The organism is Saccharothrix stipae, from assembly GCF_054781895.1.
The window spans coordinates 158,139-180,349 of sequence record NZ_BAAGTN010000027.1 but is presented as its reverse complement, the minus strand read 5'-3'; the positions used below and the strand labels follow the sequence as shown (position 1 = coordinate 180,349).

Below are 22,211 nucleotides of genomic sequence, written 5' to 3'. Positions count from 1 at the left end.
GGTCGCCATGACTTCCACCCTAACCCTCGTTAGTACGAAATCCGACCTTCTCAGTTGCTTTTTAGGACTAGCGCCGGGTAGCGTGCCGGCCACGGACGCCGGAGGGCGCCGTACCGGAGCGGTTCGTAGAGGGCGTGTGCTGTGCCAGCAGGGTCGGATGACGTGGAGCCGGGCTCGGGCGAGGGCGGAGGGGAACCCGCCGTCGCCGCGACGGCGGAGCCGCCGGTGGTGGACGTGCCCGCACCGCGTGATCGTCGGTCGAGCGCGCCCGGTCGGGCGTGAGTCATGTGCCACGGTTGCGGCCGGCGTGACGGCCCGGGTGATGCGGTCGGTCTCGATTGTCCGGTACCCGCCGGGCGCGGCGTTCGATTCTTCGCCGACGCGGCCGGGCGACGCCGCGGAAGGCGGGTTCGGGGTGGTCCAGAATACACCTCACCGGTTGCCGCCGGCTTGATGTCGTGGTCTCGCCCACGTCGGGGGCACCGCGTCTTCGCGGTTCCGAACTTTCCGGCCGAAAGTGAACGTTCAACGACGACGGATATAACCATCACGCCTGCTCGGACGGCCCGTGGTGGACCGCCGCGACGCTCGGTGAGATGGGTGACGGCGGCTCGCGCAACATCACCCGAAAGGCGCAGTAATGGGTTCGGGGGGTTAACCGACTATCCCTCGCGTCGAGTCCGAAATAGACGTCCGGAACGTTCACAAGATCATCCTAGGTAGGTTGGCGAAGGATCTTGTGATACGCCCCCTGCCGCTCGTCTTGGCTCCTTGCGCAGGCTGTCGAGCCCCTGGTAGATTCCAGCAATCGGGGGAATTCGATGCCGCTTGGGGGCGGCCGGGGGGAACGGCCGGTTGCGGCGCGCGCTGACGCGTGCCGCCATCACGCTACTGGGGCGCCACTCGGCGTGGCGGTGATGTCGATTCACCTTTCATTACATCTGCGAATGGGGGTCGTAGTGGAGGACGTAATAGAACGGGCGGTAGGCCGCGTCATCGACTTCATGCACGAAAATCTGGGCGAGCAGTTCACGATCGACGACATGGCACGGACCGCCATGTATAGCAAGTTCCACTTCTCGCGGGCGTTCCAGCGGGTCACCGGTGTGTCACCCGGACGATTCCTGGCGGCTATCCGCCTGCAGGAGGCCAAGCGGCTGCTGGTGAGCACCTCCTTACCGGTGACCGACATCAGCCACCGGGTGGGGTACACCAGCGTCGGCACGTTCAGTTCGAGGTTCCGCAGCAGCGTCGGCGTCTCGCCGACGACGTACCGCCAACTGGGGGGATTGACTCCGCCGATGCCGGCGGCGTGGCGCGGTTCGGACGCGCGCACGTCCACGGTGCGGGGAGAGATCTACGCATCACTGGGGGATGCGCCTGGACTCATCTGCGCGGGGCTGTTCGCCGACCGGATCCCGCAGGGGGCGCCGGTCCGCTGCACCATGCTCCACCGGCCGGGACCGTACGTGCTCACCGACGTGCCGTCCGGTACGTGGCACCTGCTCGCGTACTCCGTGGCCCTGGACCACGACGGCAGGCGTGAACCGCGTCGGTTCCCGGCCGAGGACCAGGCGCTGAACGTGGCGTCGTACGGTCCGATCACCGTCCAGGCGGGGGTCCCGGTCGACGAGGCCGACCTGACCCTGCGCCCGATCGGCATGCTCGACCCGCCGGTCCTGGTGGCGCTGCCGTACATCCGGACGGTGGCCATGAACGCGGTAGAGGCGAGCTGACGACCTCAGCTCGAACACCACTCGAGGGGCCCGCCGTCCGACCGGACGGCGGGCCCCTGTCGTACTGGCCGGTACGTGACGACTGCGTAAAGAAAGTCGCCGGAGTGGGAGGCCCGAAAGGAACCCCCGGGAGGGGAAAGGCGCCTCCCGGGGGTCTTCGTCGGTCGGGCGTTCGCATCGCGTTCCTATCGAGTCGCCCGAACGCCACCGCGGTGACGGTCCAGGGTGGTGTCACATCAGGTGACAGCGCATCCCGGATGCGTCCGAACGGGTGCACCAGTTCGGGTGACGGTCCGCCGGCGTGACGGGGCTGCCCGTCGGCCCCTGCACCGGCCGCACCCCGCGACAACCGACCCCGCATCCCGCATCCCGCGCCCCGCATCCCGCGCCCCGCGCCCCGCGCCCCGCGACAGAGGACAACCCACCCCGCACAAAGCGACAGCCCGTCGCCGAGGCGACGGGCTGTCGGTGGAACGTGCCGGTCCGCGTTCCGACGTCCTCATCCCGGGCCTGGCACCGGCCAGGGGAGGACGTCGGCCGCGAACCCGGTCAGGTGGTGGCCACGACCGTGGCCTCCTTCGGCGCACCGTTCTGCTTCGGGTCGACCAGCGGTGGTTCCACCGGGAGGACCGCCTCGACCGCGGCTGCCTTCTTCTGCATCTCCAGCTGGGCGGCGCGGTTCTTCTCGATGAAGTGGACCGTCCAGTGGAAGCCACCGCGGATCAGGCAGACGATCGCCGTGGCGAAGAACAGCCCGTACACGATGCTCATGCCCATCAAGATGCCGTACACGGCCGCCACGCCGCCGCCGAACGCGATCTGGGCCGCCGGCTTGGACGGTGATGTGCCCGGGTCCGTCACCATGTAGTTGGTGTAGAGCACGAACGCGATGCCGGTCATCATGCCCAGGCCCGCCGGGATGGAGACGTCCAGGAGCACGCCGCGGATGACGGCCTGCAGCGCGAACCCGACCAACCAGGCGATGATCAGCCACAACCGGCCGGTCAGCATGCCGTTCAGCATGGTGCCCGCCATGAGGATGGTGACCGGGATCGCGTAGTCCCAGAAGGTGCCGACGTGCTCGCTGAAGTGGTACGGCGGCGCGACCGACGCCCAGGGGAACACGAGCAGGATGACCGCGATGCCGAAGTTCGACGGGTTCATGTAGTGCCGCAAGCGGCCCTTCACGGGTGCCCGCAGGACCCACTTCGCGCCGACCGCCACGACCACGCCGAAGATCATGACCCAGATCTGGTCGTTGACGTAGGTCAGCATGTTCACCGCGAGCGCGGTGATGTGGGCCGGGTAGAGGAACTCGACCATGCCCCTCATGCCGCGACCGGCGTAGCGGGGTGCGCGACCCTCCAGCCGGGCGCCGATCCGCTCCAACCCGATCTCGACGGTGTAGGCGGTGGCCAGGGCGATGAACGGCCACAGCCACGCCTGCTCGAACCCGAGGATCGTGTAACCGATGATGTTGAAGACGCTGATGGAGATCGCGAAGTTCCGCAGCGCCAAGGTGACTTTGGGGTCGTGCCGCGGTGGGCTGGGCGGCGCGGTCTTGGTCTCGGCCATTTCCGTCACTTCTCCTTGGCCTGGTCGCCGAGCTGGATGTCGTGCCAACCCGGGGTCAGTGTCATGTCCTGCTCGTGGATCTCGCCGTCGCGGTCACGCCACTTGATGTGCGCCTGGACCGACCCGCTGTCGGTGCCGAGCCCGAAGTGGACCTCGTGGCTGCGCTTGCCCGAGTGGCCGCTGCCACCGTCGACGCGGTTGATCTGCTTCTTGCCGGACGACGAGGTGATCGTGACCTGCGCGCCGATGACCGGTGAACCCGCGCCGGGGAACGCGCCCGCGGTCTGCTCCTCGTCGTGCGTCAGGCGCAGCCCGAGGAAGCCGTTGGCGGAACCGCCGTCGTTGTGGAAGAGGACCGGGTCGGACCACTGCCGGGAGATGGCCATGTCCAGCTTGCCGTCGCCGTCGACGTCACCGGTCGCGATGCCGCGGGACGGGATCGGGGCGGCCATGCCGAGGTCGCCCGACAGGTCGCTGTAGAAGCCTTCCTTGTTCTTGGCGAAGAAGTGGAAGTGGTGGTTGCCACCCACGTCGTCGCCGGGGCCGACGATCGGCCACCACATCGGGTCGTCCAGCAGCGTGTCGTTCGCCGTGGCCAGCTCCTGCAGCTGGGGCCAGCGGTTCACGTCGCCCTTCACGAAGCCGGTGGCCTGGAGGACCTCCAGCTCGGCGTTGTTGTCGAGGTCGGACAGCTTCACGTCCCAGCCCCACCCGGACCAGGCCAGCTGGAGCGGCGCGCTCTCGTCCTCCCAGATGGCGTCGCCGTCCTCAAGGGCGGAGGTAACCCGGTTCAGGTTGTTCTCCCGGCTCATGAAGGCGAAGTGCGACTCCTCGATGCCGAACGACGCGGTGATGTTGCTGACGTACATGTCGTACACCTGGTCGCCGTTCAGGTCGCCGAAGTCGACGCCCATGCCCTTGAAGGAGTCGATGCCGACGTTCTTGGACTTCGGCTCCATCGGGCCCTTCGAGCCCTCGACGACCTCGAACTTCAGGTTGCCGGGCGTGGACATGTTGTAGAGCAGGCGGTCCGGGCCGAAGTCGTTGCCGACGTACAGCTCGGGCAGCAGGTCCTCGTTCACGTCGTTGGCGCTGGACGCGAGGGCCCAGCCCCGGGAGACCTCCAGCGGGAACGGGTCGGACATGTCCCACGTCGGGGTGTCGCCCGAGGTGCCCTTCGAGAGGAAGATGTAGTCCTCGCCGCCGTTGAAACCGGCCGACATCGAGTCGTTCATCCAGACGCCCGTGTTCTTGGACGGGTCCAGCACCGGGCCGTGCGGGAAGTAGTTGCCGATGAAGATGTCGGCGTGGCCGTCACCGTCGAAGTCCGCGACGGTCGCGGAGTTCGAGTTCCACTCCGGGCCGTCGTAGGTGCCGGACGACTTGCCGGGCACCAGCTCGGTCGCCTCGTAGGTGTCCTCGTCCATGCCCGTCGCGTCGGCCTGGGCCAGGTGCAGGATCGGCGTGCGGCCCCACATGTAGATGAGCAGGTCGATCCGGCCGTCCTCGTTGAAGTCGCCGGGCACGCAGCCCATCGGCGCCATCACGTCGTTCATCGGCAGCGAGCCGGACGTCAGCGCGAACGGCTCGTAGCGCGGCGTCTTGCCCGACTCCGGCGCCGGCGTGACGACCACCTGGTCGATGCGCACGTCGACGAAGCACAGGTCGTTGGACAGGCCGTCGCCGTCGAGGTCGTTGATGGCGACCGCCGAGCCGACCGAGGAGATCCAGGCGTTGATGTGCTGGTAGCGCTGGTTCACCTCGCGGATCGTCTGCTGCGTGTAGCCGCCGGGCAGGGCGATCGACTCGGGCTGGAACCCGAACTGGGCCGCGACGTCCTGCCGCTCCTCGGCCGACACCTGCGGCAGCCGGGCCACCAAGAACGTGGCCGCGACGAGCACGAGTGCCAAGACGCCGGGTAGTTGCCTGCGCAGCCAACTGGCTGTGGAGGTCACAAGCTGACTCCTTCCTGGTGGACGAATTGCTCGGCGATGCGTCGCCGCCACGTTTGGGGCGCGGGCTCGGCGCCGTCGGGGACCGACGGCGCGCGGCGCACGCGTTTGGTGATGTGGGCGGCCACCGCCCGTTCGGCCGTGCGACCCGCGCTCGACGGCGGGTCGTCGTGCCGGTGGTGCGACGCGGAGGACTCCAGTCGCTGTTCGGCGTTCCGCAGCCGACGTGCCCCGTCCGTGCGGGCGGGACCGGTGGGGAACGACCTTGCGATGGTCTCCGGCAATTTGCGCCGCAAGGCGCGTAGTGCACTCAACCTCGTCCCCCAACTCGGCAACCCGGCACCGGACAACTAAACGAGAAAAGAGTTGCAGAGGGCTCGGCGGGACAGCTACTCCTGGCTTGCTCAGCGGTCAGGGCCTGGTGCGCGGGTAATTGATGATGAGCGCGGCAGGCCGTGTCCGGCTGTCCTCTTTGGTCTCGCCGGGTAATGTTCACCCAGCTCAGGGGTCGACTGAGCGGGCCTTTCGGACTGCGGTGGACCGGCTCGGCGTGATCTGTCGGTTTTATTTAGCTACCGTCACGCGCGCCGCTTCTCCTACGCTGTCCAGAGGTCTACCCGCGGACCCTCCCTTTGCTTTTCCGCACTCTGCGGAGCAGCGCTTTCGATCGTTGTCGACCGATCAAGTGCCCGTCGTCCAGGCACCCTGTGGGCATTGTCCGCGACAGCCGGTCGCCCGGATTCTCCTGGATTGCCGCAACGCACCGGCGCGCCGCGCCACCTGCCGGCGGGCGTCCGGCGGGCGTCCGGCGGGCGTCGGAGGGCCGCCTGGCCCGACCCGGGGGAGCGGCGTCACACCGGCAGGAACGGCACGGTTCGGGCAGTGCGTCTGGGGCGGTGCCAGGCGGCGGGACGTGGCGTGGCGCGGGCAGGGGGCGGCGCGGTGCGGGCAGGGCGGTGCCAGGCGGGCCGGGACGTGGCGCGGATAGGGCGGCGCGGTTCGGGCGGCGCGGGCAGGGGGCGGCGCGAGGCAGTGCGGTGCGGGCAGGGGCGGCGCGGCGCCAGGGAGCGCCGTGCGTGCGAGCGCGGTGCGTGCGGCGTAGGCAGGGTTCAGCGCAACGAGGCGGGGCGGAGTGCCGTCCGGGCAGGGCGGGGCCAACCGGGGCGCTCTCGACGGCCCTGCGGCCCGCTGCGGCCGAATTGCGGCCCCGTGTGGCTCGGCCCGGTGTGGCCGGCGTGGTCAGCGTGGTCGGGCGGGCGGGATCAGTGCGGCGTCGAGGCGGTCTCCGGCTCGGCTTCGACCTCTTCGTGGTGCCGCACCTGGGACGCGGTGATCGAGGCCGTCGCCGACGTGATGTCGTCGCCGACGCCGACGATGAGGCTCGTCAGCATCACCTCGTAGCACCGGTCCGCGTCGACCGGCGGGATCAGGTAGCCGCCCAGCTCCAGGTTGACCAGGCCGTGCGTCGTGATCCACATCTCGTGCGCGATCAGGAGGGGGTCGCCCTCGCGGAACCGGCCCGCCGCGATGCAGCGGTTGACGCAGTCCACGACCGTGAGCAGCGTGTACCTCCCGTACTGGCGGTCCTCGTCGGTCAGCGAGAAGCCGGCGAGCGACTGACCGCCGAACATCACCGCGTACAGGTAGGGGTTCTCCTTGGCGTTGTACCGGTAGGCGTGGCCGAACGCCGCCAGGTCCGCCACCGGGTCGTCGGTCTCGCGCACCATCGCGAACTGCCGCTCCAGCCTGGCGAAGCCCTCGTGCACCATGTCCCGCACCAGGCCGCTCATGCTGCCGAAGTAGGTGTACACGGCCATGGTGGAGGTGCCGGCCTCGGCGGCGATCTTCCGGGTGGACAGCGCCTCGGCCCCGTGCTCGGCCAACAGCCTCGCCGCGACGTCGACCAACGTGGCCCGGATCTCCGGATCGAGCTTTCGTGGAGACATTCGGCCAGTGTTGCACAACGACGTTATCCGGCCCATAGCGTTGTTACGCGTCGCCGGGCGGCGGGGTGATCCGCCCGACGAGCCGCCGGCCCGCCGTCCCGCCGGTTCGGAAGGACCTTCTTTACCTGGGGTTTACGCGTACGGGTGCCGAAAACTACCACTGTCCGGCTGTATCGCTTGCGCCGAACGGGTGAGCGTCGTCTCGCAGGTTGCGGTCCTGGTTCTCAAACAATTGCGCGTGGTCCTCATCCTGCTAGCGTCGTCCGCGTTGGAGAGTTATGGGGGCTCTCCATGGAAGTGTGTACGGGTGGTGAAGATCGGCACATCGTCGTAGTACCTGCCCTATTCACGCAATCGGCGCGCGGACCGGTTCCGCCGCACCTCGATGACCTTTCGGACGGTTCAGCGCGGTCGCCTCGGCCGGCTGCGCCCGATGCTGCGTGACGAACGGCTCAAGTGCCATTCGCGACGAAAGGGACGACCATGCACGACGCTGTCGAACGAGCCATCACCATGATGCGCGCCAACTACTACGAACCGCTGACCTTGCGCGACGTGGCGAACGCCGCACTGGTGAGCCCTTTCCACTTCTCCAGGTTGTTTCACGCCACCGTGGGTATTCCGCCAGGCCGGTACCTCACGGCCGTCCGATTATTTGAGGCGAAACGGCTGCTGCTCACCACCTTGATGAACGTCGCCGACGTCGTCACCACGGTGGGGTACAGCAGTGTCGGCACGTTCACCACGAGGTTCACCCGCGCGGTGGGCGTCTCGCCGACCCAGTACCGCGACCCCGAGATCAGCGGGCTGCTGGCGGCCACCGCGCTGCCCGACCTCGACGGCCCGGCGAGCGTGGGCGGCCACCAGGTCCCGATGCCCAGGCAGGGCGGCAGCGGGTCGATCGTCGGCACGCTGGCGATCCCGGCCCAGGCCGACCCGGCGGAGATCACCATCGGGCTCATCGACGACCTCATCCCGCAGAGCACGCCGGTGCACACCACGCTCGTCGAGGGCCCGATGGAGACCTCGCTCGTGGTGGGCGCGTTGCCCACCCGCTGCGTCGCGGTCGCGATGTACGGGCGCAACCCGCGCGCGTCCCGGTGCGCGATGAAGTTCGCCGGTGGTCGGAGCCACCTGATCGCCGTCGACCCGGGACAGCACCTGCGGGTGGACGTCCGGCTGCGCGAGCGGTCGGCGGGTCGGCCGGTCGCCGCGGTGACCGCGTGGTGAGCGGCCGGACCGCGTGCGACCACGGCATTCGGCGTGCACCCGCACCGCAAACGTGAAGTAGACCCACTGCCCGGAGAGGGGCACGCTCGACCCGACTGTCACACGTGAGCCCGGATGTCGACGGAGGAATACGTTGGCCAGCATGTACCGCACGCTGCGGCGCCGCATCCTGACGCCCTCCATGTCGGAGACCAAGCCTTCCGTGCGCGCCTTCCACGAGAAGACCGCGGAATCGACCGAACTGCTGGAGACGATCGGTCGGATGTTCCTGACGGGGTACGGGTACGCGGCCGAGTCGCGCCGCCCCCTCGACGTGGAGCCGCTGCTGGAGGAACTGCCGGTGCGCTTCCGCGGGTTCGCCTACGAGGGCGCGGCGATGGGGTTCGCGGTCCGCGACGGCCTGCCCCTCGGCGGCCGGCGCTGGGTGCGCGAGTTCCTCACCGGTCGGGCCGCCGCGCACGACTACATGGTCTACGTGGGGGTGGGCTGGGCGCTGGCCCGGGTGCCGAGGTTCCGCTGGCAGGCCGTGACCGCGAGCGTGTCCGACGACCTGCTGCGCTGGCTGGTCCTGGACGGCTACGGCTTCCACCAGGCCTACTTCCGGCCGGACGAGTACGTGTACGGGCACCACCGGGAGGCTTCGTTCCCGTGGCCGGCCGACGGACCGCAGTGGTACGCCGACCGGGTGATCGACCAGGGCATCGGTCGTGCCCTGTGGTTCGTCGCCGGCACCGACCCGACCGTCGTCGCCGACCTGATCGACAAGTTCCCGGAGTCGCGGCACGCCGACCTCTACAGCGGAGCCGGACTGGCCGCGACCTACGCCGGTGGCGTCGACGAGGACGAGCTCCGCGCGTTCTGGGACCGTGCGGGCGAACACCGCCCGCACGTCGCGCAGGGCTCCGCGTTCGGGGCGGGCGCGCGGGTCCAGGCGGGCCTCGTCGTGCCGCACAACGAGCTGGCGACCAGGATCTTCTGGGGGATGGGCGTGGAGGAGACCAACGACGTCAGCGTCCGCCACCGACCGCTGGGTCCGGTCGGCGGCGACGTGCCCGCCTACGAGGTGTGGCGTCGGCGGATCGCGGACGAGTTCCGCGCTCTCGGCCGAGGTTGACGGTGACCGCCGTCGGTCCTCGGCCGCGGCGGGTCGCCACCGCGGCGCCCGGTGCCAGGACGAAAGGTGCGCACCTTGCCGCGCGAGGTGCGCACCCGTTGGCGGCGTACCGCCGTCGTCGCTGCAGCGAGTGGAATGGGGGAATGTCGTGCAGGATGCGGTAGAGCGCGCGATCGACACGATGTGGAGTCGCTACGACGAGCCACTGTCGCTGGCCGACATGGCGGACATGGCGATCCTCAGCAAGTTCTACTTCTCCAGGGTCTTCCGGTCGCTGACCGGGACCTCGCCGGGGCGGTTCCTCACCGCCATCCGGCTGATGAAGGCCAAGCAGCTGCTGCTCGACACGTCGCTGAGCGTCACCGAGATCTCGTACATGGTGGGCTACAACAGCCTCGGCACGTTCACCAGCCGCTTCACCCGCAGCGTCGGGGTGCCACCCGCCCGCTTCCGCGCGCTGTCCTCCGAGGGGGAGCTGTCGCTCCCGGCGTTCCCGGGGTGCGCGCGCGAGCCGCGGTCGGGCGCGGTGTGCGGCTGGATCGGTGTGCCGGAGACCTCCATGCCGGTGCGCGTCTACGTGGCCGCGTTCAAGGACCCGATCGCCCAGGGCGTCCCGGTCGCCTGCGACATCCGCGACGGTTCGGGGCCGTACCGGCTCGACGCGGTGCCGGAGGGGCAGTGCTTCATCCGGGCGGCGGTGGTGGCGGTCGAGGACCTCGACCCCAACCCGTCGAGGCGTCGGCCGCTGTTCGTGGGCGCCGCCGCGCCGGTCCCGGTGCGGGCGGACCGGACCGTCGAGGCGGACATCGAGACCAGGACGTCCTGCCTGCTCGACCTGCCGATCCTGCTGGCCCTGCCCGAGCTGGACAGCCGCGAGGTACCGGCCGTCGCCCTGACCGCGGCGGCCAACCGCTAGCAGTACCGCCGGCACCGAGTCGGATCGGACGCGCCTGGTGCGCGGTCCACTGGGGTCGACCGTGGGCGCCGTGCCGCAACGGGCGCGTACACGGTGCGGCACCACGTTCGCCGGGCCGATCGAGCCGAGCACCCACGTCCACCACGCCGGCGGCTCCGTGATCGAGCGGAGCCGCTGGCGTGGTGCGTGGTGGTCGGTCTTCGTGATCCGGAACATGATCTGCCGGTCGGGTGGACCCGGTCAGCCGGTCCGGGGCGCGGGCGGCAGGGTCTCGGACGCCGCGGCCTCGGTGCGGACCTTCATCCAGCTGCCCACGCGCCGTGCCGCGGCCATGCTCGCCCAGGACGTGATGTCGATCAGCGACCGGTCGTCCGTCCGGAACGCGCGGAAGCGGTCGATCACCGACTGGTCGATCTGGTAGGAGGACAGCGCGGTGAGCAGTGCCAGCCGCCCGGCGTCCTGCTGCGCCGCGGGCAGCACGGCGATCGCGTCCTCCACCCACGCGCGGCTCACGCCCATCGGCTTGCCGTCCCACTTCGCCAGGTGTTCCAGCACCAGCTCCCGCACCTCGGTCGGCACGCAGCGGCGGCCGGCCTCGTCGAAGACGGCGACCGCGCGTGCGAACGCACCGGCGATCGCGTCGTGCCCCCGCGCCCACGCCAAGTCCTCGGGCAGCGGCGCGTCGGGCAGCAGGTCGAGGGACGCACCCGGCCGGGGGCCGCCGCGTTCGGCCGACTTGATCAGCCACACCAGCACCCGGCGCACCACGGTCATCGAGGCGACCGGTGCGCCCGGCGGCAGCGGCAGCTCGCCCAGGAAGATGTTCACCATGCGGTTGAGGTACTGCAGCACCACCGCGGTGCCGACCATCTCCGGCGCCTGGTCGACCGGGAACGGCACCGGGTGCGCGGCGGCACCGTCGACGGTCGCGTTGGCGGTGGCCCACTCGCCGGCGGCACGCGCCGCGGGCTCCGGGATCGCCCCGTCCTTGTAGCCGACCAGGTCGATCAGCATCGAGGAGTGCATCGAGATGCAGAACGGGCAGTTGTTGCCCACCGACACCGCGGTGGAGACCGCCTCCTTGTGCGCCCTCGGCACCGTGCCGGGCACGAGCAGCGTCTCGCGCAGCACCAGCCAGGCCGCGGCCAGCACGTCGGGTGAGGACGCGTGCAGCGCGATCGGCGGCGCGAGCACACCGAAATCCCGTTCGAGTTCCCGGTAGACCCGGGCCACGTCTTCATCGGCCGCGCCGTATCGCACCGCGCGCACCTGCCGGACCTGCGCGGTGGAAAGGCCGCGCAAGCCGGCCTGTACCAGTGTCGCTCGCATTGAAATCGATTCCTCCGCCGGCGCTTCAGGGATCGGGACGAGAAGGAACAACAGCGTAGTGGCGGCCCCGGCCGTTCCGGCACGTTTCGGCAGGTTCGAGGTCGGGTCCGGCCCGCTGTCGCTTCGGTGGCCACCGGGACGCGCATTCCCGGCGGCCACCGTCGGTGATTTCCCGTGTCCCGCCGCAACCGCGGGACGTGTCTTCGCACGACCCCGGCCGGTCCACGACGCGCCCGCCGTCACGTGGACGTCGGGACCCGCGTCGCGGTCAAGCGGTCTCCGGCGCCGGGGTGTCGGCGGCGCCCTCGCGCGCGGCGCCGACCGGCTGACGACCGCGGTCCGGACCGGGAGCCGCACCTGCCGGCGCGAGCCCGGAGCCGAGGCTCACGCGGCGGACCGCACGGTCATCGGCAACCCGCCGCGCACGCGCAGCGTCAGCATCGGCTCGGCGCGGGCCTGGTACCCCGGCAGCGTCGACAGCCGGAGCTCCCGCACCACGCTGGCGGTCACGATCGTGGCCTCCATCATCCCGAGGCCGCTGCCGACGCACACGCGCGGACCGGCGCCGAACGGGATGTAGGCGTAGCGCGACCGCCCGGACATGCGGCCGGGGGAGAACCGGTCCGGGTCGAACCGGTCCGGGTCCTCCCAGAAGCCGGGGTGCCGGTGCAGCGTGTAGGGGCAGATCAGCACGTCCGCCCCGGCCGGCACGTGGTACCCGCCGATCTCGTCCTCCTCGCGGGTCATCCGCGGCAGGATCCACACCGGCGGGTACAGCCGCATGACCTCCTGGATCACCATCGTGGTGTACCGCAACCGCGGGATGTCCTGGAACGTCGGCTGCCGGTCGCCCAGCACCTCGACCGCCTCGGCGTGCAGCCGCTCCCACACCTCGGGGTGCTTGTCGGCCAGGTAGAACGTCCAGCTGAGCGTGCTCGCGGTGGTCTCGTGCCCGGCCAGCAGCAGCGTCACCATCTCGTCGCGCATCCGCTGGTGCCCGGCCACCTGGTCGGGCTCCAGCCTGGTCGCCTCCACCAGTCGGGACAGGACGTCGTCGCCGTCGCCGGTGGGGTTCGCGCGGCGTTCGTCGGCCAGCTGGGCGACGATGCGGTCCAGGTCGGCCCTGGCGCGGTGGAACTTGCGCTGGATCGGCAGCGGCACCCAGTGGGGCACCGTGCTCAGCGACATCATCTCGAACATCGCCTGGTTCTGGACCGCCTCGAACGAGTGCCCGATGGACTCGAACGCGCCGAGGTCGGCGTCGAGCAGGGCACGCCCGAGGACGCCGAGCGTCAGCCCGGTCATCTCCTCGCTGATGTCGATCGGGTCACCGCCGCGGTACCCGCGCAGCTTGGCCACCAGCCCGGCGGCCTCCTGCGCGATCACGTCGGCCTTGCTCGCGATCCGCTTGGCCTGGAAGACCGGTTGGATCGTCTTGCGCTGGGCCTTCCACAGCTCGCCCTCGCTGGTGAGCAGGCCGTCGCCGAGCGCACGGCGGGCGTGCACCAGGCCGATGCCCTTGAGGAAGTTGCCGGGGTTGTCGGCCAGCACGTACTTGGCGTGCTCGGGGTTGTTGAAGAAGTACATCGACTTGGGCCCCAGCCGCAGCCGGACCGCGTCCCCGTACTGCTGCGACACCGAGGTCATCACGGCGAGCCGGTCGCGGACCATCCTGGCCAGCAGGCTCATCGTCTCGCTGCGAGGCGGTCCGGGCACTGCCCGGCGCGGGCTCGCCATGTCGATGGTGGTCATGCCGTCACATCCGCATCGGTGGTGAACGTCGCGGTGATGCGCCTGCGCCACACCTCGAAGGCCGGGATCCCGGGGTGCTCGGGCAGTTCGGCGACCGCCGGGGGCCGCGTGTCGTGGCACAACCGCGCCGCCTCTTGGGGCGTCATGTCGCAGAAGACGCCGGTCGCCACCGCCGTGTGGTCGACGACCAGGCCCTGGTCCACCCGCGCGGTGGCGGCGAACGCGCTGCCCTGCGCGACGTTGGGCAGGTAGGGACCGACCCGGTCCGCGTACCACCGCAGCTCGCTCTCGGGCAGGCCCCCCGCGTAGGTGGCGGCCAGCCCCGAGCCCGCGAACAGGTCGGCGTGGCGCTCCTGCGGGAACTTCTCGATCAGGTCCGCCACGACCTTCGGGTCGGCGCCGCCCACGAACCACATGGCCCGGCCGATGCCCTGGTCGATGCCGCGCGGCGAGTACCACGCCGAGCCGTCGGTCGGCCACGGGAAGCTCGGCTCGCGGTACTGCCGGCGCACGTACTTGTCGGTGTGGAAGTACGCCTGGTGGAACCCGTAGCCGTCCAGCGCGAGCCAGCGCAGCAGCGGGTCGTCCAGGCCGAGCTTGGACCAGCGGGACCGGGGCACCCGGGCCATGGCCCAGCCGACGCCCACGATGACCATGTAGTCGTGCGCCTTGGCCCGGCCTTGGAGGAACCGCCCGGTCCGCCCACCTCGACCGAACGGGAGCGCGTCACGTACCGCGAAGCCCATGCCGGCGCCTTCGTAGGCGAAGCCGCGGAACTTGTGCGGCATCTGTTCGAGCTTGTGCTCGGCCTCGTCCGGCGTGCGCGATTCCGCGGCGTAGCCGTAGCCTTCGAGGAAGGAGCGGCCGACGGTTTCCAGCAGTTCCTTCGCGGTTTCGTCCTTGTAGTGGAAACCGCGCACGTCGATTTTCGTGTTGGAAACGCTGGGCGTCAGGATGCGGCGTCTGAGCGCACGCCACGGGCTGGACAATGTGTGCTCCCTTCGTCCCGCTGCGGATGGCCGCAGCGATTCGGACTTAATGGAAATGGTCGGCGCAGCCGTCGGGGGTTGCCTACTCCCAACGTGCCCACCGGGCCGTGAAGTGGCGCTGGGGCAGGGAAGTCGGCATGATCGGAGAAGGCGCCGTGCGGGCGGGATATTCGTGGTGAGGGGTCCGATCCCGAGCGTCGCTCGGTCGGTGTAACCGAGCGGTACTCCCGTTGTGCCGCGCGATCGCGCGCGTGGAACACCACGCGGGGCAACGCGCGAGTAGCAAGGTCATCGCAGCCGGTGCGACGCTCGGCGGGTGGGTCGCAGAACCCTGCGGCCGAGGCGCCCAATCTTCGAGGACTGCTTATGACGGCTCAATATGACGACATCATCGTCGGCGCCGGATCGGCCGGTGCGGCGCTCGCGGCCCGGTTGACCGAGGATCCCGCGCGGCGCGTGCTGCTCTTGGAAGGCGGCCCGGACTACGCCGAGCCGGAGGAGCTGCCGGAGGAGATCTTCTACGGCCGTTCGATGTCGTTCGTCGGCAACGACTGGACCTTCCGGGCCGACGTGCACGACGGCCGCCGGATCCGCTACCCGCGGGGCAAGCTCGCCGGCGGTTCGTCGGCGGTCGGCGCGACGGTCGGCCTGCGCGGCGTCCCGGAGGACTACGACGACTGGGCCGCCGCCGGCAACCCGGGCTGGTCCTACTCCGACGTGCTGCCCTACTTCCGCAAGCTGGAGAACGACTACGACTACGGGGACAGCGAGTTCCACGGCCAGGGCGGCCCGATGCCGATCCGCCGCTGGTCGCCCGAGGAGCTGTCGCCGGGGCAGACGGCGTTCGTCGAGTCCTGCCTGGACGCGGGTTTCCCGGAGGTCAAGGACCACAACCACCCCGAGGCGACCGGCGTCGGCTCGATCCCGTCCACCCGGCACGACTCGGTGCACCGGGCCACCACCGGCACGACCTACCTGCGGATGATCCGCGGCCGGGCGAACCTGGAGATCAGGTCGCTCACGTCGGTCGAGCGGGTGGTGTTCGACGGCACGAAGGCGATCGGCGTCATGGCGGCGGCGCAGGGGGGCTCCTACGAGCTCGTCGAGGGCCGCCGGATCATCCTGGCCGCCGGCGCGGTCGCGTCGCCGGCGATCCTGCTGCGCTCCGGCATCGGCCCGGCCGAGGACCTGCGCCGGCTGGGCATCGACGTCCGCGCGGACCTCTCGGGGGTCGGCGGCAACCTGGTCGACCACCAGCGCACCGGCGCGTTCCTGGTGCCGCAGCCCGGCGTGGTCGACCCGACCGAGGCGTTCCTCCAGGAGATCCTCCGCACCACCTCGCCGATCTCCGGCGAGTTCAACGACCTGCAGTACTACATGGTCAACCACTTCTCGTTGGACCACTTCCCGGAACTGCAGATGTTGGCGGGCACCACCGAGATCCTCGGCGTGATGGTGGTGGCGCAGCGCCCCGGCTCGCGCGGCCGGATCACGCTGCCGTCCGCCGACCCGACCGCCCAGCCCCAGATCGTGCTGAACTTCCTCGACGACGAGCGCGAGATGGACATCCTCGTCGACGGCGTCCGCACGGCGTGGAAGCTGGCGCACCACCCCGACATCATGAAGCTGGGTCAGGGCTTCGTGGTGCTGCGGGACGCCATGATCGACAACGACGACATGGTGCGGCAGTTCGTGAAGACCAGTCTGGACAGCGCCTACCACCCGGTCGGCACGGTCCGGATGGGTCCGGCCTCGGACCCGGACTCGGTCGTGGACGAGCGGGGCGCGGTGCACGGCATCGAGTCCCTGTACGTGGCCGACTCGTCCATCATGCCGAGCACGGTGCGGGCCAACACCAACCTGTCCTCGATCATGATCGGCGAGCGGGTGGCGGACCTGCTGCGCGAGGGCTGATGCGCTCGCGACGAAGGGAAGCGGCTCCGGACCTGAGGTCCGGAGCCGCTTCGTCGTGCGGGTGGAGCGACGATCAGGGTTGCGGGAAGAACTTGGTGACGAACACCTCCCAGGCCCGGTCGCCGAAGATCGCCCGCTGCGGCTTCAGCAGGTGGGTCGGCAGGCCGAGCCGGTAGCGGATGCGCGGGTTGGGGTCCGTGATCGCCTTCTCGATGGTCTCCGCGACCTTGCCGGAGCGCACCGCCGTGCGGCCGCGGCCCTTGGGCTTGTCGACCTCGCGGTAGGCGCCGTGCCAGACGACGAAGCGCTCCCAGAAGTCGGCGTACAGGTCGCTGTCGGTGTCCAGGCCGAGGTCGCCGACGGTGGTCGGCACGAACGAGCCGAGGATCGGTGACGGCTCGATGATGGACACCTTGATGTCCCAGGGCTTCACCTCGAGCCGCAGCGAGTCGCTGATGGCCTCCAGGGCGTGCTTGGTCGCCTGGTAGTAGCCGCGGCCCGGGGTGGCGAACAGGCCGAAGATCGACGACATCATGATGATCCGGCCCGACCGCTGCTCGCGCATGCCGGGCAGCACCAGCTGCGTCATCCGGGACAGGCCGAAGAAGTTCGTCTCGAACTGCCGGCGCACCTGCTCGATCGGCGTCTCGCCGATGGTGCCGTTGAGGCTGTAGGCGGCGTTGTTCACCAGGACGCCGACCGCGCCGTGGTCCTCGGTGATCCGCTTCACCGCGGCGGCCATCGACTCCTCGTCGGTGACGTCGACCTGGAGCGTGGTGATGCCCTCGTCGGCCAGGTCCTTGAGCCCGTCCAGGTCGCGACCCGTGGCGTAGACCGGCCAGCCGGCGCGGTGCAGGCGCAGAGCTGTCGCCCGGCCGGTGCCGGACGACAGCCCACCCGAGGAGTTCACCCCGGTGATCAGCACCGCGCGGGAGGCGGTCACGCCTCACCCCCAGCCGGAACCTCCTGCTGCGACACCCGGCTCGCCGCCACCGAGAAGCCCAGGCCCAGGCCGTCCACCATGCGGGTGATGAAGTTGAACATGCCCGCGATGAAGAAGCCCTCCAGCAGCTCCTCGGAGGTCCAGCCGGCGTCCGTGGCCACCTTCCAGTCGGCGTCGGTGATCTTGTACGCCTCCTTGCTCAGCTTGGTCAGCAGGCGCAGCAGCACCTTGGTGCGCTCGTCCACCGGCAGCTCTTCGACCGACGCCGCGCGCTCGACGGCCTCGGCGGTCTCCTTGGGGCCGCCGAACGCCTGGAAGAAGAAGTTGTGCGTGCCCACGCAGTACGGGCACTCGTTGACCTTCGACGTCCACGCGGAGATCAGCTCCCGCGTCTGCCGCGGCAGCACACCGCCGAGGAACATGCCCTTGTACCCGGCCACCACGGCTTCGAGCAGGTCGGGCCTGGTGGACATCAGGCGGAACATGTCCGGCACGAACGGCAGGTTGGTGGACTGCTTGATGTTGTCGTACAGCTCGGCGAGGCGGCCTTCGGCCTGACCCTCGTCGACCAGCGGAACCCTGACGTGGGTGGTTGCGTCCATGCTCGACTCACCTTTCAACAGCGGTTTGAGCGTCACGAGGGATGTTGCGGCGTCGCAGGACCGGGATGGCCTCGGCCTGGAAGTCGAGATCGGAGTCGAAGCCCTTGATCATGCCCTCGATGACCAGCAGCGAGAGCAGTGGGAAGGCGAACTCCGGGGCGGGGAACAAGCCGAACCGGCGTTGCAGGTCGAACAGCCGGCCGGCGAAGCGGGCCAGGTCGAACTCGCCGGACTTCGCGCCGGAGGTCTCCGCCACGAGCTCGCCGAGCGCGGTGCGGAACCCCTCCAGGTCGCAGTCGTCGGCGACCTCGGCGGCGCTCTCGATGACGATCTGGGCGCACGACCAGCCGTCGCCCATCGCCATGTTGATGAAGAAGTCCGCGAACGACCGGCGCACCGGGTCGGGCAGTTGGATGACGAAACCGGCGTCCAGCATCACCAGGTCGGCGTTGAGGTCGAAGTAGAGGTTGCCCGGGTGCAGGTCGCAGTGCACGAACCCGTCGATGAACAGCATCTCGTAGACCGCACCGAGCACCGCCCGCTGGACCGAGCGCCGGGTGTCGGCGTCCAGCTCGCCGGGTTCGAAGCGCCTCAGGTCGCTGATGAAGTCCATCACGACGGTCTCCGTCGTGCACAGCTCCGGCAGCGGCGCGGGGATGGTCACGGCCCGGCCCGAGCGCACCAGGTTGGCCCGCAGCGCGGTCAGCGACGTCGCCTCGGCCTCGAAGTCGAGCTGGCGCAGGATCGCGCCGCCGACCTGGCCGTGCATGAGCTTGAACGGCATCTTGCGCAGCTTGGGCAGCAGGCCCATCATGCTCATCGCCGAGGCGGTCAGCGTGAAGTCCTGCCACATCACCTTCTCGATACCGGGACGCCGCACCTTGACCGCCACGTGGCGGCCGTCCAGCGTCACCGCCTCGTGGACGGTCGCGATGCTGCCCGAGGCGACCGGCTCCCACGAGAACTCCCGGAACGGCCAGGGCCGGTCGCGGTAGGCGTGCCGGACGGTGCGCTCGATCCGCCGCCTGCTCGGCGGCGACGCGCCGTCGGTGAGCCTGCCGAGCGGGGTGGTCACCTCCTCGGGCAACAGGTCCCGCCGGGTGCTCAGCAGTTGGCCGATCTTGATGTAGGAAGGCCCCAGGCGGGTCAGCATCCTGACCCAGCGGTCGCCGTCGCGCAGGCCACGTCCGTCCTTGGAGCGCCGGAAGCGCGCGCCGACCGCGGCGCCCGCGATGGCCAGGCTGTAGCAGAACACGATGACGCCGACCCATGCGCAGCGCAGCACCAGACCGGGCAGCTGCACCAGGCGGCCAGTGATCTTGTTCAACCTCGCCCCCTGTCGTTGGACTCGCGGGGACGGCACGACGCCGTCCGCCCTGATGGTGTCGACGCCGATGCCGCGCCGACTACTCCCTCCGTGCCTCGCCGGAGTGATTTGTCGAGGAAAGGGGCCGGGTTCGACCGAAACGTCATCGCGGGGGGCCGCCTTTCCGGAGGGGACATCGCCGGAAGCATTACACCGTTACGTGTAGGTGTCCCTCTTCTCGAATATTGCTTTTCGCGCCAACCGGCCGAAAAGTCCTGTGTGGACGGTGCCGGGCCGGTCGATCCGAGTGAGGTGGGAAAGGCCCCGGACGCGACGACGCCGGGCCTCCGTGCGGGTCGAAGGCGCCTCCCGTGGGAGTGCGTCGACTTCGGCCCGCGCGGCTGCCCGGCGTCGTGGAATTGCGCGATCAGACCCCGAGTTCGGCGGCGGCGAGCTCCGTCCCCCGGACCCTGGCGGCGATCTTGGCGAACGCCGTGTCACGCGTGGTGGACGTGTCGTCGGCGAACGGGGCGAACCCGCAGTCGTCGCAGGTGCCCAGCTGCCCGACGGGGATGAACTCGGCCGCCTCCAGCACGCGGTCGCGCACCTCCTCGGGCGTCTCCACGCGCGGGTCGATCGGATCGGTCACGCCGATGAACACCCGCGCGTCGGCGGGCAGGTGCTCCTTGATGATCGCCAGCACCCGACGGGGGTCGGACTCGCTGGCCAGCTGCACGTAGAACCGGCCGGCCTTGATCCGGAACAGGTCCGGCAGCAGGTCGGCGTAGTCGACGTCCGCGCTGTGCGTGGAGTCCCAGTCGCCGCCCGGGCAGGTGTGCAGGCCGATCCTGGCGCGCTCCTCGTCGGAGAACCGCTCCAGCACCGCGTTGTTGAGCGCCACGAAGTCGCGCAGCAGCCCGCCCGACGGGTCGAGCTTGAGCGACAGCCGCCCCTCCGTGAAGTCCAGCTGCACCGAGGCCGCCCCCGCGTCCAGGCAGGCGCGGATGTCGGCCTCGGTCTCGTTGACGAGGTCCGCGATGAACTCGTCGCGCGAGTAGCCGTCGATGCCGTCCGCCGGGTAGAGCAGGCTCAGCGCCGACGGGGCGATCACCGGCTGCTTCACCGGCAGCGACGTGAGCCGCTGCGCGGTGCGCAGCAGGTCGACGGCGCGCGCGGTGTAGCGGAACGGCCCGCTCGTGAGCACGGGCAGCTCACGGGTGTGGCCGTCGGCGAACGGCACGACCGCGCCGCCAGGCGCGAGGTCGGAGATGCCCGCCACCGGGTAGGTCAGGAAACTCGGCTTGTCCTGCTCGCCGTCGGTGACCACCGGCGAACCGGTGGCCTCCAACCGGCCGACCGTGTCGGTCAACGCCTTGTCCGTCAGCTCACGCAGCGCGGCCGCGTCGATGCGCCCCTCCGCGTGGTCCTTGAACCCCTGCACGAGATCCGCCGGACGCGGGATGCTGCCGATCGGCTCGGTCGGAATGCCCATTGCCCCCTCCAAGGGTTTGCTGCCTACTCAGTGTGATCAGGACCAGGGCGCCGTCGGGTACCACGGGATGATCTCCCGCCGGGCCAGGAGCCTGATGTCCCAGTACATGAAGGTGAAGACGCCGGCGACGATCAGCGCGACGGCCGTGAGGGTCGCGGCCCTCGCCGGTTTGGCGGCGAGCCACCGCTGCAAACGGCCGCCGGTGAAGTACGCCAGCGCGAGGAACAGTAGGGCCATGATGATGATGTTGCCTACCGACTGAAGGGTGAACGCCGCAGCCCCGTACAGGGGATTGTGGCTCTCCGCAGCGTCACGGAACATCTGCCGGAATAGCCCGAACGGGCGACCGATGAGGAACCCGCCGATCAGCACGCCCATGAACACCATCGGGGCGTTCGGGAAGCGCTGGGAGATCTTGCGGAACGGGTCCCGCACCAGGCCGAGCGCGGCGAGCCCCAGGTAGAACATCACCAGCCCGATGACGCCGAACACGATCAGCGACTGGATGCTGCGGCTGCTCAGCGTGCCCGGCGTGTTCGCCGCGGTGGAGAACTGCGGCATGCGCGTGCCGATGATCCCGACCAGCACGCCGTACAGCGCGGCCACCGGGATCATGCCCACCGAGAGCCACCCGATCGGCTTGAGCGTGTTGACCAGCTTCGCCCAGCGCGACCCGGCCGAGCCGAGCATCGGCGCGACGGCGCCGAACGCGGCGATGTTGCACGCGGTGAACGTGCCCGCGACACCGGTGGCGAACGCGAAGGCGATGCCCGCCGCGATGCCCTGGATCGGGGTCTCCTTGGCGTTGTGACCCAGCAGCGTGTTGGCCACGCTGTCGCCGATCACCGAGTCGACGAAGTGCGCCGACCACACCACGGTCAGCAGGAAGCCGGCGATCGAGCTCAGCAGGACGATGAGCCCACGCCTGCGCGGGAACTCACCCGTGACGAAGAGCGACGTGCCGACCGCCGCCCTCCTGGACTTCTCTTCGCGACTCTCGTTGGTTCTGGCGCTCGTCATGTGATCCCCCTCGGGAGTCGTGCGGGTCGGCGTCGTCAGGCGTCTTCCGGGCACGTTCTTGTAGGGCCGGTAAAGCATCCCAGGGTGTCCGGCATCTTCCTTCTTCAAATGTGCGGAGTTGCTGGGCCGAACGGGCCCCATGTCACCGGAGGCGAGCCGGCGCGCCGCCGGACGCCGGTTGACGGCGTCCGTGTCCGCAGGTCTGCGGTCTGCCGGAGTCGACGGGCCGAGAGGTCGCGTTGGTTCGCCGGGTACTCGCGCGAGGTGTAGGGAATTCGAATCACGCTGTTATGGAAAAAGTGCAGGTCAGGTGGGCAAACTCGGAGAAGCAAGGTCGTCGGGCGGTCGTGCAGTCTTACGTTGCGCACATTTTTCGAAGTGTCGCGTGTGTTGCC

17 protein-coding genes are annotated in these 22,211 nt (G+C 69.9%); 5 read left to right on the top strand and 12 right to left on the bottom strand.

Annotated elements, in window-relative coordinates:
* The first annotated feature begins 1,004 nt into the window (after positions 1–1,004).
* Entirely contained in the window at positions 1,005–1,736 is a 732-nt protein-coding gene (locus ACYVLT_RS38250; RefSeq protein ID WP_461125045.1) for a helix-turn-helix domain-containing protein, read from the top strand.
* A gap of 549 nt (positions 1,737–2,285) precedes the next feature.
* Here ACYVLT_RS38250 and ACYVLT_RS38245 read toward each other — a convergent pair.
* The 4 genes from ACYVLT_RS38245 to ACYVLT_RS38230 all read right to left on the bottom strand — a co-directional run bounded on the left by ACYVLT_RS38245 (position 2,286) and on the right by ACYVLT_RS38230 (position 7,209).
* Positions 2,286–3,311, bottom strand: coding sequence for an enediyne biosynthesis protein (locus ACYVLT_RS38245; RefSeq protein WP_461125044.1), 1,026 nt, complete (start codon positions 3,309–3,311; stop codon positions 2,286–2,288).
* A gap of 5 nt (positions 3,312–3,316) precedes the next feature.
* Complete coding sequence (locus tag ACYVLT_RS38240) at positions 3,317–5,266, bottom strand: CRTAC1 family protein (RefSeq protein WP_461125043.1); 1,950 nt, start codon at positions 5,264–5,266, stop codon at positions 3,317–3,319.
* Complete coding sequence (locus tag ACYVLT_RS38235) at positions 5,263–5,559, bottom strand: hypothetical protein (protein ID WP_461125042.1); 297 nt, start codon at positions 5,557–5,559, stop codon at positions 5,263–5,265. Before ACYVLT_RS38235 ends, ACYVLT_RS38240 begins: the two co-directional genes overlap by 4 nt.
* 966 nt (positions 5,560–6,525) lie before the next feature.
* Complete coding sequence (locus ACYVLT_RS38230; RefSeq protein WP_461125041.1) at positions 6,526–7,209, bottom strand: TetR/AcrR family transcriptional regulator; 684 nt, start codon at positions 7,207–7,209, stop codon at positions 6,526–6,528.
* Positions 7,210–7,692: 483 nt separating this feature from the next.
* On the opposite strand from ACYVLT_RS38230, the gene ACYVLT_RS38225 reads away from it, so the two are divergent.
* The 3 genes from ACYVLT_RS38225 to ACYVLT_RS38215 all read left to right on the top strand — a co-directional run bounded on the left by ACYVLT_RS38225 (position 7,693) and on the right by ACYVLT_RS38215 (position 10,469).
* Positions 7,693–8,439 carry a helix-turn-helix transcriptional regulator gene (locus ACYVLT_RS38225; protein WP_461125040.1) on the top strand — a complete coding sequence of 249 codons (747 nt, stop codon included), beginning with the start codon at positions 7,693–7,695 and terminating at the stop codon, positions 8,437–8,439.
* A 142-nt stretch (positions 8,440–8,581) separates the two neighbouring features.
* A complete protein-coding gene (locus ACYVLT_RS38220) occupies positions 8,582–9,553 on the top strand; it encodes a DUF1702 family protein (RefSeq protein WP_461125039.1) in 972 nt (323 codons plus the stop codon).
* Positions 9,554–9,701: 148 nt separating this feature from the next.
* The gene (locus ACYVLT_RS38215; RefSeq protein WP_461125038.1) at positions 9,702–10,469 is read left to right on the top strand and encodes a helix-turn-helix transcriptional regulator; all 768 of its coding nucleotides are present in this window, start codon (positions 9,702–9,704) and stop codon (positions 10,467–10,469) included.
* A 240-nt stretch (positions 10,470–10,709) separates the two neighbouring features.
* On the opposite strand, the gene ACYVLT_RS38210 is transcribed toward ACYVLT_RS38215, so the two are convergent.
* The 3 genes from ACYVLT_RS38210 to ACYVLT_RS38200 all read right to left on the bottom strand — a co-directional run bounded on the left by ACYVLT_RS38210 (position 10,710) and on the right by ACYVLT_RS38200 (position 14,539).
* Positions 10,710–11,738, bottom strand: a complete 1,029-nt coding sequence (locus ACYVLT_RS38210) for a carboxymuconolactone decarboxylase family protein (protein ID WP_461125037.1) — start codon at positions 11,736–11,738, stop codon at positions 10,710–10,712.
* A 444-nt stretch (positions 11,739–12,182) separates the two neighbouring features.
* A complete protein-coding gene (locus ACYVLT_RS38205) occupies positions 12,183–13,550 on the bottom strand; it encodes a cytochrome P450 (RefSeq protein ID WP_461125036.1) in 1,368 nt (455 codons plus the stop codon).
* Positions 13,547–14,539, bottom strand: a complete 993-nt coding sequence (locus ACYVLT_RS38200; protein ID WP_461125035.1) for a DUF1702 family protein — start codon at positions 14,537–14,539, stop codon at positions 13,547–13,549. The genes ACYVLT_RS38205 and ACYVLT_RS38200 overlap by 4 nt, the downstream gene beginning before the upstream one ends.
* A gap of 366 nt (positions 14,540–14,905) precedes the next feature.
* Between ACYVLT_RS38200 and ACYVLT_RS38195 the strand changes: the two genes are divergently transcribed.
* Entirely contained in the window at positions 14,906–16,453 is a 1,548-nt protein-coding gene (locus ACYVLT_RS38195; RefSeq protein ID WP_461125034.1) for a GMC family oxidoreductase, read from the top strand.
* A gap of 73 nt (positions 16,454–16,526) precedes the next feature.
* Here ACYVLT_RS38195 and ACYVLT_RS38190 read toward each other — a convergent pair whose 3' ends face one another.
* The 5 genes from ACYVLT_RS38190 to ACYVLT_RS38170 form a co-directional block, all read right to left on the bottom strand.
* Entirely contained in the window at positions 16,527–17,396 is an 870-nt protein-coding gene (locus tag ACYVLT_RS38190; RefSeq protein WP_461125033.1) for an SDR family oxidoreductase, read from the bottom strand.
* Positions 17,393–17,998: a carboxymuconolactone decarboxylase family protein gene (locus ACYVLT_RS38185; RefSeq protein ID WP_461125032.1), complete on the bottom strand. Its 606-nt coding sequence runs from the start codon at positions 17,996–17,998 to the stop codon at positions 17,393–17,395. Before ACYVLT_RS38185 ends, ACYVLT_RS38190 begins: the two co-directional genes overlap by 4 nt.
* A gap of 7 nt (positions 17,999–18,005) precedes the next feature.
* Entirely contained in the window at positions 18,006–19,325 is a 1,320-nt protein-coding gene (locus tag ACYVLT_RS38180; protein WP_461125031.1) for an ABC1 kinase family protein, read from the bottom strand.
* A gap of 406 nt (positions 19,326–19,731) precedes the next feature.
* Positions 19,732–20,796, bottom strand: a complete 1,065-nt coding sequence (locus ACYVLT_RS38175; protein ID WP_461125030.1) for a cobalamin-independent methionine synthase II family protein — start codon at positions 20,794–20,796, stop codon at positions 19,732–19,734.
* A gap of 36 nt (positions 20,797–20,832) precedes the next feature.
* Positions 20,833–21,816, bottom strand: a complete 984-nt coding sequence (locus ACYVLT_RS38170; RefSeq protein ID WP_461125029.1) for a hypothetical protein — start codon at positions 21,814–21,816, stop codon at positions 20,833–20,835.
* Between the last annotated feature and the right edge of the window lie 395 nt (positions 21,817–22,211).